This window comes from Desulfonatronum parangueonense, assembly GCF_054656975.1.
Window position 1 is genome coordinate 1624897 of record NZ_BAAHXH010000003.1, and the last position, 12967, is coordinate 1637863.

9 protein-coding genes are annotated in these 12967 nt (G+C 58.8%); all 9 read left to right on the top strand.

Annotation, left to right across the window (positions count from 1 at the left end):
- Positions 1-305: 305 nt before the first annotated feature.
- The 9 genes from ACYQ15_RS07440 to ACYQ15_RS07480 all read left to right on the top strand — a co-directional run bounded on the left by ACYQ15_RS07440 (position 306) and on the right by ACYQ15_RS07480 (position 12965).
- Entirely contained in the window at positions 306-1283 is a 978-nt protein-coding gene (locus tag ACYQ15_RS07440; RefSeq protein WP_459936893.1) for a PhoH family protein, read from the top strand.
- The gene (locus ACYQ15_RS07445; protein WP_459936894.1) at positions 1237-3561 is read left to right on the top strand and encodes an HD family phosphohydrolase; all 2325 of its coding nucleotides are present in this window, start codon (positions 1237-1239) and stop codon (positions 3559-3561) included. The genes ACYQ15_RS07440 and ACYQ15_RS07445 overlap by 47 nt, the downstream gene beginning before the upstream one ends.
- A gap of 28 nt (positions 3562-3589) precedes the next feature.
- Positions 3590-3994 (top strand): rRNA maturation RNase YbeY, encoded by a 405-nt coding sequence (ybeY, locus tag ACYQ15_RS07450; protein ID WP_459936895.1) that lies wholly within the window; start codon positions 3590-3592, stop codon positions 3992-3994.
- A gap of 190 nt (positions 3995-4184) precedes the next feature.
- Positions 4185-5882, top strand: a complete 1698-nt coding sequence (locus ACYQ15_RS07455) for an NAD+ synthase (RefSeq protein WP_459936896.1) — start codon at positions 4185-4187, stop codon at positions 5880-5882.
- A gap of 265 nt (positions 5883-6147) precedes the next feature.
- Positions 6148-7068, top strand: a complete 921-nt coding sequence (locus ACYQ15_RS07460) for an AAA family ATPase (RefSeq protein ID WP_459936897.1) — start codon at positions 6148-6150, stop codon at positions 7066-7068.
- 308 nt (positions 7069-7376) lie between these two features.
- Positions 7377-8630: an amidohydrolase gene (locus ACYQ15_RS07465; RefSeq protein WP_459936898.1), complete on the top strand. Its 1254-nt coding sequence runs from the start codon at positions 7377-7379 to the stop codon at positions 8628-8630.
- 42 nt (positions 8631-8672) lie between these two features.
- Entirely contained in the window at positions 8673-10232 is a 1560-nt protein-coding gene (gene murJ / locus ACYQ15_RS07470) for a murein biosynthesis integral membrane protein MurJ (RefSeq protein WP_459936899.1), read from the top strand.
- Positions 10233-10286: 54 nt separating this feature from the next.
- Positions 10287-11531, top strand: a complete 1245-nt coding sequence (locus ACYQ15_RS07475; RefSeq protein ID WP_459936900.1) for a DUF1015 family protein — start codon at positions 10287-10289, stop codon at positions 11529-11531.
- A 309-nt stretch (positions 11532-11840) separates the two neighbouring features.
- Positions 11841-12965 (top strand): PP2C family protein-serine/threonine phosphatase, encoded by a 1125-nt coding sequence (locus ACYQ15_RS07480; RefSeq protein WP_459936901.1) that lies wholly within the window; start codon positions 11841-11843, stop codon positions 12963-12965.
- The last annotated feature ends 2 nt before the right edge of the window (positions 12966-12967 follow it).

The following is a 12967-nucleotide window of genomic DNA, read 5'->3' on the forward strand; positions in this document are numbered from 1 at the left end:
ACGACATGGTGCGCCCACACTGGTGCATTTTTTGTATATACTCAGTAACTCCTCAGCTCAAAGCGGAAAGATTAAGCAACTTGTAGCAAGCATGACCTGGATTCCCGCCTTCGCGGGAATGACTTTGTTTCCAATGCTGTCTCCGGATCAGTCATACCGGCGAAGGCCGGTATCCAGTCCGTTTTTCTCGAATGAGCTGAATAGATGTCATACTCAATCCATAAATTGTATCGACGTGAACCTTCGGGCAACATACTTTCAGCACTCTTTTTCCACCAAAACGAGATGAGGTTTTTCGCAAAATAATGACCATTGAACGTCGTCTGGAATTCCAGAGCGCCGCGGAGGCGCAAAAACTATTCGGACCGCACAATGCGCACCTGCTGCAATTGGCTGAGTTGAGCGGAGTTGCCGCGGACAGTCACGGCTCGGTTGCCGTCCTCAACGGGCAGGATCCTGAAACCGTGGATCTGGTCGCGAACTGCCTGGTTCAGCTCCACGGATTGCAGCGGACCAATCAAACCATCACCACCCAGGATGTGGACCATGCCTGGCGCATTCTGAGCCAGGATCCCAAGGCCGACATCAAGAGCGTCTTCAAGGACGTCGTGTATGCCGTTTCCCCGAAACGGACCATCACCCCAAGAACCGTCAACCAGCGCCATTACCTCCAGGCAATTCGCAAGAAGGATCTGGTTTTCGGCATCGGCCCGGCCGGTACGGGCAAGACGTACCTGGCCGTTGCCATGGCGGTGTCGGCACTGATCAAGAAAGAAGTCAAACGACTGGTTCTCACCAGGCCCGCGGTGGAAGCCGGGGAAAAACTCGGCTTTCTGCCCGGTGATCTGGCCGAAAAGATCAACCCATATCTCAGACCACTGTATGACGCCCTGCACGACATGGTCGAGTTTCGCAAGGTTCAGGAAATGCTGGAAGACGGCATGATCGAGATCGCGCCTCTGGCGTTCATGCGCGGCCGAACCCTCAACGACTCCTTCATCATCCTGGACGAGGCCCAGAACACGACCCCGGAACAGATGAAAATGTTCCTGACCAGGCTTGGTTTCGGCTCCAAGGCAGTGGTCACCGGAGACATTACCCAGATCGATCTGCCGATCCACGCCAGATCCGGCTTGATTCAGGCTGAACGGGTTCTTTCGAAGCTCTCCGGACTTCAATTCATTCATTTTAACGATAAAGACGTCATTCGACATCCACTCGTTGGTCGCATTGTCAATGCCTATGACCGATACGCACAGCAAGACTTCACCCAAAAAGAATAGTGCCAAAGGAGCCGTCAAGGCTGACGTCCTGCTTTCCCCGAAAACCGCCCGGCCCCTGGAAAACAGTGCCGGAAGCCTTTTGGTGTTCATGGCCTGCATGGTTCTCGCGGCAGCGCTCTCGGGGGTGAGCATCGAACCCGGAGGACGGATCTTCGTCCAGGGGGAGATTGCCACCCACGATGTCACCGCCCCCAGGGATTTGCTCATCGAGGACGACATCTCCACACGCACGCGCCGGGAAATGGTGGCCCAAACCCAGCCTCCGGTTTTCGATCTGGCCCAGATACCCTTTGCCCAGATGGCCAGGAAAACCGTCAATCTGCTGGACGTCATTCACTCCTCCACCCCGGAGAACCTGGCCGATATCCAGAATCTGGTCGCCGAGGAGTTGAATATCCGCATCCCGGCCGGAGTATGGAACGAATGGCAGAAATCATCCTTCCATGATTTGATGATCACGGAGGTTGTTCCATGGCTTGAGGAAGCCTACAGCAAAGGGGTACTCTCGGAACGCAGGTTTGTCTCGGATATCTCCACGGGCCTGATTGTCCGGGAACTGTCCACGGAAACCGAACAGCTCCACCTCAACGCCATGGATTTTCCGGACCTGGAATTCCTGATGCGCAACCTGGACCGGCACCTGCGCGACACCATGAACCTGCCCGTGTCGGTCCGCAGGGCGGCCGAGGAACTCCTGTCCCCCCTGCTGCGGCCGAATCTGACGTTGAACCAGGAAGCCACGCAGACCCGCCTGGCAAGCGCCAAGCTGGCCGTGGAGCCCGTTTTCTATCAGATCAAGAAGGGTGAGATCATCGTGCGCAAGTCCGAGCGTGTTTCCGCGGACCAGCAGCGCAAAATGCAGGCCTTCTTCCAGGACCAGACCGGCAGGTACAACTGGGATCGCTTCAGCGGCGTGCTGGTCATCTCCTTGCTCTTCACCCTGGCCATTTTTCAGGCCGCCACCAGCATCAACAAACGCCTGACCCCCAAGGACACCCTGCTTCTGGCTTCGGTAATCCTTACCTTTGCCGCCATGGCCAAATTCGTGGCGTTTTCCCGCTTTCCCCTGAGCCACGAACTGCTGTATTTGACACCGGACGTCTTTGTGTACAGCCTGCCCATTGCCGGAGCAGCCGGTGTTCTGGCCTTGTTTTTCCCGTTGCTGATCTGCATTTTTTCAGGAGCATTGCTGGCCTTTCTTTGCACCCAGATGCTCCATGCCGGCTTTGACGTGTTCCTGTTCTACCTCATGGGTGCGGTGGGGTGCGCCATGTTGCTGCGCGGAGCCCAGACCAGAACCGATATTCTGCGGACCGGCCTGCCGCTGCTGGCTCTGATCCTGGGAACCTGGGCGGCCCTCAATCTCCTCGATTTCCAAGGCGTGAGCTGGTTTGCCGCCGGAGCCATGTTCAGCGCCACCGGCGCCGTGCTTTCCATTCTGCTCCTGCTGGCTTTCAGCCCGGTGGTGGAATATCTGTTCGGCTACACCTCCCGGTTCAAGCTCCTGGAAATGATGAGCCTGGAACAACCCCTGCTCCAGGACCTGATGGTCAACGCCCCCGGCACGTACCATCACTGCCTCATCGTGGCCAACATGGCCGAAGCCGGAGCCAAGGCCATCGGCGCGAATCCGCTTCTAGCCAAGGTGGCGGCCCTGTATCACGACATCGGCAAGGTCAAGAATCCGCATTATTTCATTGAAAACCAGTTCGGCCGCGAAAACAAGCACGACAAGCTGGCGCCGTCCATGAGCGCCCTGATTCTCATCTCCCACGTCAAAAAAGGCGCGGAGCTGGCAACCAGGCACAAGCTGGGACCGGAAATTGTGGACCTGATCCAGCAGCACCACGGTACCCGGCTGATTTCCTACTTCTACCAGAAAGCGCTCTCCCAAAAAGAGGAACGGGGGACCGACACTGTTCGGGAAGCGGACTTCTGCTATCCCGGACCCAAGCCGCAATCCAAGGAAGCCGGGATAATCCTGCTGGCCGACGCCATCGAGGCTTCCAGCCGCACACTGGTGGATCCCACGCCGAGCCGGGTCCGCAATCATATCCAGAACCTGGTGCGCACGGTCTTCAACGAAGGTCAGCTCGACGACTCGGATCTCAGTCTGAAGGATCTGAACATTCTCAGCGAAACGTTTCAGCGCATCCTGACGGGCATTTTTCATCAACGCATCGACTACCCCCAACCCCGAGCCAATGCCGCAACCACGACGCCGGTCAAGGTCGAAACAGCCAAGGTCCCGGCCCTGCGCATCGCCACGGCCCGCTGATATCAGCCTGCTGATCGACCCGGAGGCCTTGCGCCATCCCGTATTGCCGCTGAACCGGCGGGAATTGCGGCAGATTCTGGAACGAATCATGGCAGCGAACCAGCTTCAGGGTGCGGGCGTTGAGCTGCGCGTCACTTCGGATCAGGTGATCACGGATCTGCACCGCCGGCACATGGGCGGGACGGGGCCGACCAACGTGCTCAGCTTCCCCGTGGAGGACTCGGCGCCCGCTCCGTACGCCAATTTAGGGTCCGTTGTTGTCAGTGCTGATACGGTCCTTCGGGAAGCCTTTCTTTATCAACAGGATCCCCTCAGTCATTTCATCCGTCTCCTGACCCACGCTCTGCTCCATCTGGCCGGATACGAGCACGGCGAGATCATGGAGGCAATGACGGAGAATACCGTGGTCATGATGGAAAGCGAGAGATTGTAATTGCCCAAAAGATCGGGCACAGCCAGAGAGCTGCCTTGCACCTGGATTCCCGCGAAGCCGGGAATCCAGGTCATGCTTGCCACGAGTTTTTGAAACGAACATCTTCCCGCTCTGCAGCTGAGTCGTTACAACCTGTTGTAACAGCCCGACAAACCGGCCTCCATCAGGTCAAGCCACATCGAGTCCTCCTATGCGCATTGCATTGCTTCAAAACAACTACCTTGTGGGCGATCTTGAAGGGAATTCCCGTAAAATCCTGGATGCAGCGCGCAAGGCGGCTGAACAGGGCGCGGATCTGTGCGTCTGTTCCGAGTTGTCCCTGCTGGGGTACCCGCCCCGGGACCTGCTGCTGAACAAAAGTTTCATCGACAAAAGCTGGGCCGTTCTGCGCAAACTCAGCCTGGAACTGCGAGATGCGCCGCCGGTTCTGGCAGGACTGGCCGAGCACAACACCCTGTCCCAGGGCCGCGCTCTGTGGAACTGCGCGGCTTTGCTGCGGGACGGCGTGGTCGAGGCCACCTTTCACAAGACCCTGCTGCCGACGTATGATGTTTTTGATGAAGACCGCTACTTCGAGCCCTTCGACGCGCCGGGTTGGTTCCAACTGCAGGACTGGCGCATCGGCGTGACCATTTGCGAGGATATCTGGAACGACAAGGATTTCTGGAAATCCAGGCGCTACCGATCCGATCCCGTGGAACACCTGGCCCGGCAGAACGTGCAATGCATCATCAATCTCTCGGCTTCCCCGTTTCATCTGGACAAACATGCAATCCGGCTGCGCATGCTCGAGGACATGGCCAGAAAGCACTGTCTGCCCCTGGTTTACGTCAACCAGGTGGGCGGGAACGACGACCTGATTTTCGACGGTCGCAGTTGCGCCTTTGATTCCCGGGGCAGAATGATCGCCGCGGCCGCCGCCTTTGCCGAAGACCTGGTCGTGGTCGACATGGCCGAGAATCCGGCAGCTTCTTCCACATCAGACAACAGTCCGCCCCACCACACCGCACACACCGTCGAACTGTATTCCGTTCCCTCGTCCTGCCGCGAGGAAGAGATCTGGAACGCCCTGGTTCTGGGCCTGCGGGATTATCTGCACAAGCTGGGCTTTGCCAAGGCCCTGCTGGGTGTTTCCGGGGGGATCGACTCGGCCCTGACCGCGGCCATTGCCGCCGAGGCCCTGGGAGCGGACAATGTCCTGGGCGTGCTGTTGCCTTCACCGTACACGAGCCAGGCCAGCATCGACGACGCGCTGGAACTTGCCGCCAATCTGGGCATCCAACATTTGACCCTGCCCATCGAACCTCTGATGATCGCCTTCGATGAATCCCTTGCCGCGCCCTTTGCCGGACATGACCGGGACGTGACCGAGGAAAACATCCAGGCCAGGATCCGTGGCAATCTGCTCATGGCCTTGTCCAACAAATTCCGGGGCATGCTTCTGACCACGGGCAACAAGTCCGAGCTGGCCGTGGGCTATTGCACCATGTACGGCGACATGGCCGGCGGGCTGGGCGTCATCGCGGACGTGCCGAAGACCCTGGTCTACAGCACCTCCCGCTGGCTGAACTCCGTGCACGGCCAGGTCATCCCGGAGCGGATTCTGACCCGCCCGCCCACGGCGGAATTGCGCCCCAATCAGACGGACCAGGACAGTCTGCCGGAGTACGACATCCTGGACGCCGTTCTGGAACGCTTTGTCCAGCAGCATCGTTCGGTGGAAGAGATTGTCCAGGAGGGCTTCGACCCGGCTGTGGTGCACCGGGTCGTCAGCCTGATCAAAGGTGCGGAGTTCAAGCGGCGTCAGGCCGCTCCCGGCTTGAAAATCACCGACGTGGCCTTCGGTTCCGGCTGGCGCATGCCCATTGCCGCACGATGGCCGGTATGACAGAGCCTGGGCACCTCAGGCAGTGGTCAGTGGTTGGTGGTGAGTGACTTACTGCTTCAAGCCTGTCACAGAAAACGAGAACTTGTTATCAGTTATCAGTTATCAGTTATCAGGAAAATCCAAATAGCAAACAACAAATAACTGATAACTGATAACTGATAACTGATAACTGATAACTGGGGTGCGGGCAAAGTCCGCTTTGGAAAGAGAGCATGTTGCCGAAAGCCGACGCATCAAATACCACCGCCTATCATCAAGGAGCGACGTGAACACGGAACTGCAGCCCGTTATCGAGGGCATCGGCCGACATCTGCTGGGCAAGGATACGGAAATCAAATTGGCATTGTCCTGTCTGCTGGCCAAGGGCCACTTGCTGATCGAGGATGTTCCCGGAGTGGGCAAAACCACTCTGGCCGAGGCCATGGCCCGCATCCTCGGACTGAACATGCAGCGGATCCAGTTCACAAGCGACCTGCTGCCCGCGGACATTCTCGGGGTATCAGTGTACGACCCCAAGGACCAGAGCTTCAATTTCTTGCCCGGCCCCATCTTTTCGCAAGTCATTCTGGCCGATGAAATCAACCGAGCCACGCCGAAAACCCAAAGCGCCCTGTTGGAGGCCATGGAAGAAGGCCAGGTGACCACGGACGGCCAAACCAGAAGCCTGCCCCGCCCGTTTTTCGTGATTGCCACGCAAAACCCGATGCACCAGATCGGCACCTATCCTTTGCCCGAGTCCCAGCTGGACCGCTTCCTGATGCGCCTGCGCCTGGGTTATCCCGACTCGCGAACCGAACGCGAACTCCTGCGCATCGGAGACACTCGCGAAGCCTTGCGCAAGTCTTCGGCCCTGCTCCAGTTCGAACGTCTGCTGGAGCTGCAGCAGGAGGTGATGAAAGTCCATGTATCCGACGCTCTGCTGGACTACATCCAGGCCTTGCTCCTCGCATCCCGGAGATCCGACAATTTTTCCACCGGGCTCTCCCCCCGGGCCGGCCGCTCCCTGCTCCGTGGCGCTCAGGCCTGGGCCTTTTTGGACGGCCGGGACATGGTTCTTCCGGAACACGTCCAGGCCGTACTGCCATCCATCACCAATCACCGTTTGCGACCATCCTTTGACGCCACCCAGGAATCCGCCGAAGAACCCGCCCTCGCCCTGCTGCGCACCCCTTTGCCCCACCCATGATCGCACTGCTCTGCCTGAAGCGGGCTTTGCCCGTGATCCAGTCAGGGTCATGGCGCTTTTTGCTGGGAACGCGAGGCTCTGCACTCGCAGTTCTTGAAGAGCGGGTCCGGAGCCCCGCGTTCCCGGGGTTTGCATTTCCGGCTCTGCTCCAGGGCCAGTCTTCGGGGCGGGTTGCAAGCTGGGCCTTTCTGGATGCGTGCGTGACCCGTTGAATGCAGCATTGACCAGTTCCGGGCTTTTGTTTACCTCGCACTTGCGTTGACAATTTTGCATTGAGTTCGGTGTTCTTTTTTCGAAGCAGGTATTGGATGAGCATTCTGATCAAAAATGTGCTGCTGGACGAATCCATCGTGGATGTTTTGATTCAGGGCGAGAATATTGCTGAAATCGGCCAGGAATTGAACGTTGAGGCCGAAACCGTCATCGACGGCACGGACAAGGCCATTGTCCCCTCGCTGATCAACTCCCACACCCATGCCGCCATGACCCTGCTGCGCGGTTACGCCGACGACATGGAGCTGCATACCTGGTTGAACGACCACATCTGGCCCATGGAACACAAACTGACCCGCGAGGACGTGTACTGGGGAGCCCGATTGGCATGTCTGGAGATGATCAGGACCGGAACCACCTTTTTCTGCGACATGTACTGGCACATGCCCGCCGTCATCCAGGCCGTGGAGGAAATGGGGTTGCGGGCCATGCTTTCCTTGCCGTTCATCGATTTCGGTGATCCCAAGAAGGCTAATCGCTTCAAGCAGCGGGCCATTGATTTTTTCAGCAACGGGCATACGTCCAGCCATCGGATCCACTTCGCGCTGGGTCCCCACGCAATATACACGGTTTCCAAGGATTCCCTGGTCTGGCTGGCCATGTTTGCCAGGGAGAAAAATATCATGGTCCACACCCATCTTTCCGAAACCAGCCGCGAAGTGGACGACTGCCTGGCAGCCCATGGCCAAAGCCCGGTCCGTTATCTGCGTGACCTGAATTTTCTCGGTCCCCACGTCCTGGCGGCGCACGCCGTCTGGCTGGACGACGAGGAAGTGGAAATCCTGGCCGAGCATGACGTGAAGATCGCGCACCTGCCCACGTCGAACCTGAAATTGAGTTCCGGCTCATTCCCCTACCGCCGTCTGGCCGCTCGCGGCGTATGCATCGGCCTGGGCACGGACGGATGCTCGTCCAACAACAACCTGGACATGTTCGAGGAAATGAAGTTCGCGGCCCTGGCCCGCAAAGGCCTGACCGCAAACCCCACGGCCATGCCGGCGGTCGACGCCTGGCAATGCGCCACGGCCAACGGCGCCCGGATATTCGACTTGAACGGAGGGCGCATTGCCGTCGGAAAGATCGCGGACTGCCTTCTGTTGGATCTCAACCACCCTCAGCTCGTGCCCAACTACAATCTTGTTTCCAACATCGTGTACTCCGCCAACGGCGACTGCGTAGACACCACCATCTGCGCCGGCAAAATTCTGATGCAGGGACGAATTGTCCCCGGCGAACAGGAAATCATTCGTGAATTCAAGAACCGGATCGCCGCCTTGCTGCAGCGCTGACGAGTTGCTTTCATCGTTATTGCCCTCCCAAGGTTTTCCATCTTGACCGAGCCCGTCGCTTCCACAACTCCCACTCCGACAGGACGCATCGCCCGCCATGCATCCGTTGTCGCCGCCGGTACCACCGCCAGTCGTATCCTGGGTTTTCTGCGGGACATGACCATCGCCTTCACCTTGGGCGCGGGCATCTGGGCCGATGCGTTCTTCGTGGCCTTCCGCCTGCCCAACCTGCTGCGCCGATTGTTCGCCGAAGGTTCCCTGACCTTGGCCTTCATCCCGGTCTTTTCCCGGACCAGGCAGGAAAAGGGGTTGGCCGAGGCGTTCACCCTGGCCCGGTCCGTTCTGGTCTGGCTGGTACTGATCCTGCTGGTGATCTGCGCTGTGGCCATCATCTGGGCCGAACCGCTTACAAAGCTGATCGCACCGGGATTTGCAAGAGATCCCGAGATCCTGGCCGGCACCGTGACCCTGGTCCGGATCTGCTTTCCTTACATCCTCTTCATTTCCGCGGTGGCCTTGTGCATGGGCGTGCTCAACTCCCTTGGCCATTTCTGGGCTCCCGCCGTCGCGCCATGCATTCTGAACCTCGGCCTGATCATTTCCGCCTTGCTGGCCATGTTCATGGGCTGGGACGTGGCCCTGGCCATGGCTTGGGGCGTCTGCCTGTCCGGGCTGGGACAATGGATCCTGCAACAGCCCTATCTGCGCCGCTTCGGACTCTCCTGGCGCGGCCGGGTGGTCATGAACCATCCCGGCGCGAAACGCATCGGCATTCTCATGGCCCCCACGGTTTTCGGCGCCGCGGTCTACCAGGTGAACATCCTCATCGGAACCCTGCTGGCTTCCTTGCTGGCCACGGGCAGCATCTCCTACCTCTATTACGCGGACCGTCTGGTGCAACTGCCCCTGGGCATTTTTGCCGTGGCTCTGAGTACGGCGGCCCTGCCCAGCATGTCCATGCTCGTTGCTGCCAAGGACATGACGGGGTTTCGCCAGACCCTGAATACGACCCTGAGCATGACCCTGTTCATTTGTCTGCCGGCCGCCGCCGGACTGGCCGGGATGAGCTTTCCGATCATCGATACGGTCTTTGGCCGGGGCGCCTTTGGCGAGGAAGCCGTCAGGGCCACGGCCTGGGCCCTGGTGGGCTACAGCAGCGGGCTGCCCGCCTTTGCCTGCGTGCGCCCTCTGATTTCAGCGTTCTATGCCATGGAGGACACCCGCTCGCCGGTTCTCGTGGCCGCGGTCTGCCTGGTGATCAACGTGGTCTTGAGCTTGATCCTGATGCAGTATATGGCTCACGTGGGGTTGGCCGTGGCCGCCGGGCTTTCCTCCTGGGCCAACGTCCTCTTGCTGGGAATCATTCTGCGCCGCAAGATCGGCGCCTGGCTGGACATCGGACCGCAAACCTTCCGCATGACCATGCTCAGCGCCGGGGTGGGCCTGGCCGCGGCGGCTGCCTCCACGTTGGGCAAAACCGCCCTGCTGGGCATCCCGATCCTGGCGGGCCTTTACGCTCTGGCCGCCCTGAAATGGAACATCGCCGAGGCCCGGATGACCCGGGACCTTCTGTTCACGCTCCGGCAAAAGTACCGCCGGTGAGATCCGGCACTTCCCGTAACGTTTCTGAACCTTAACCAGACCGACACGAAAACCATGCCCGAATTCATTCCCTTGTCCTTTGCCGGCTATGACTGGCGCCGCCCGGAACTCCGCCCTGACCTGGTCACCGCTCCGCCATACGACGTGCTGTCCCCGGAACAACGCGCAGAGCTGGCCGCGAAAAGCCCCTATAACCTGGTCCATCTCGATCTGCCCGGCAGCTATGCCCAGGCCGGAGAACTCCTGGCGCAGTGGGTGAGCCAGGGTGTGATCCGCACGAAGGATCAGCCGGAGTTCGCCGCTTTGGCTTCACGGTACGTTCTCCAGGACCGGGAGTATGTCCGCTGGGGTTTCATGGGCGGACTGCGCCTGGCTCCCTGGGGCCGGGAAGGCGTCTACCCGCACGAACAGACATATCCCAAGGCCAAAACCGACCGCCTGGAACTGATGCGCGCCACCAACGCCCAGCTCAGCCCCATCTTCGGCATTTTCGACCACCAGGACAGCCAATTGCAAAACATCTGCGACCTGTTGAACGACCAGCCGCCTGAGGCCATGATGGTCACCGACGAGAACGTGGAGCACCGTCTCTGGTCCGTGCCCGGTGAATACAACGACGTCATCCGCCATGCCCTCAAGGACACGCCGGTCTATGTCGCGGACGGCCATCACCGCTACGAAACGGCCCTGCATTATGCCCAGCACCATGCCGGGCCGGCGCTTGAACCGGGAACCACGGCACATCGTCCGGCGGATTACGTCTTCGCCTGTTTGTGCAACATCGCCACGCCGGGAGTGGAAATTCTGCCCTACCACCGCATGGTGCGCGGTTCGCGAAACCATTCCTGGCCGGATGTTCTGCAGCAAGCCGAAACATGGTTTCATATCCATCAGGCCGGCTCTTCGAGCGATCTGGTGCAGTCCGCCCTGCCCTCGGCCAGCCTGTTGACGCTGCCCGACAAGATGTGGTTGTTGGAATTGAAACCTGAATTCATCTCCCAATGCGATCCGTTGTTTCAGGATGTCGGAGCCTATGTTCTGGACACGTTTCTTTTTCGTAAATCCTTGGGGTTGACGGAGGCGGATTTGAGCGGCGGCGGCCATCTGGCCTACACGCCGTTCATCGATCAGGCTGTTGCCAGCGTCGTTTACGGAGAATCCCAGGCAGCCCTGCTGCTCAAGGCCGTCGACATGAACGTCCTGCGCCGGGTTTCCGAATCAGGCCGGGTCATGCCCCGCAAATCGACCTTCTTTTATCCGAAGCTTCCCGGAGGTTTATTGTTCCATCTTTTAGGGTAACTACTCAGCACTTTCAGGATAGGACCGGAGTGTTCCGGATTGTCTTGTTTTTTCGGCATCGCCTGTTTGACTGAGCCAGGATTCGTTCATCAAACCATTGCCAAACGCCCGAAGCGCCAAATGAGGTTTATTCGAGCAATGGTTCGATGTTACGAAGCCGGAGAAGAAGTTGCGATGCCGAAAAATCGAGACAATCCGGAACGCAGCTGAGTAGTTACTCCATCTTTTAGGTTGATTCCATTGCCGGTTTTCGGATAATCCCCTGGTGGTGCAATCTGTTCGGCAAACCCTGGAGCCGCGACATCAGACATGGCCGACATACAATCCGATATCCCCCTGGTACTGATCATCGACGATGATGCCACCAATCGCCTGGTGCTTGAGCGGATTCTGTCCACTTCAGGCTTTGCGACAATCCAGGCCGAGGCCGGGGACGTGGGCAGGGCCAAGGCCCTGGAACGGAAACCGGACATCATCCTTCTGGACATCATGATGCCCGGCGAAAGCGGCTTCGATACCCTTTGCAAACTCAAGAAAGACCCGCTGACAGCCGCAATTCCGGTCATTTTTCTGTCCGCGCTGGACGATATCAACTCCAAGGTCAAGGGATTCGAGCTGGGCGCGGTGGATTACGTGACCAAACCCTTTGAGCCGCTGGAAATCCTGGCCAGGGTGCGCACCAACCTGAAAGTCGTTCAAGCCTACCGGATCGTCATTGCTGAGCAGGCGGAACGGTTACGCCAAGTCAAAGAGGCCCAGCAATCCATGCTCATCCGTCCGGAAGAACTTCCCGACGCGAAATTTGCCGTACTTTTCGAACCCATCCTGGAAGCCGGAGGCGACTACTATGACGTTTTCCCGGTCAGCGGCGGATTCGGCTACGTGGTCGCGGACATCAGCGGACATGACCTGAAAGCCTCCTTCGTCACTTCCGGCTTCAAGGCGCTGTTGCGCCAGAATTCCGGACCACTCTTCACTCCCACGGAAACGTTGACCAACATCAACAATGTTCTGCACAGCGTTCTCCCGGCGGGAAAATTTCTGACAGCCGCCTATGCCGTGATCAACAGCAAGCGCAATCATCTCACTGTGCTTTCCGCCGGACATCCGCCGCCCATTTTTCTCGGCGCCGACGGAGAAGTTGAAATCCTGCGGGCGGAAGGAGACATCCTCGGTCCTTTTCCACACATTCATCTTTCCCAGGTTTCACGAAAGCTGGCCACGGGCGACCGGATTTTTTTGTACACGGACGGGCTGTCCGACATTTCCGGCAGCAAGAACAACACTACCAGCGACGACAGACGTTTGCTGATCCAGGCCTGTGAAGAGTGCCGCTCACTTGCTCTGGATCAATGCCCCCGTCATATCCGGGACAGGATATCCAAGGGAGCGAAAAGCCTGGACGATACCCTGCTCCTGGCCGTGGAGGCATAACC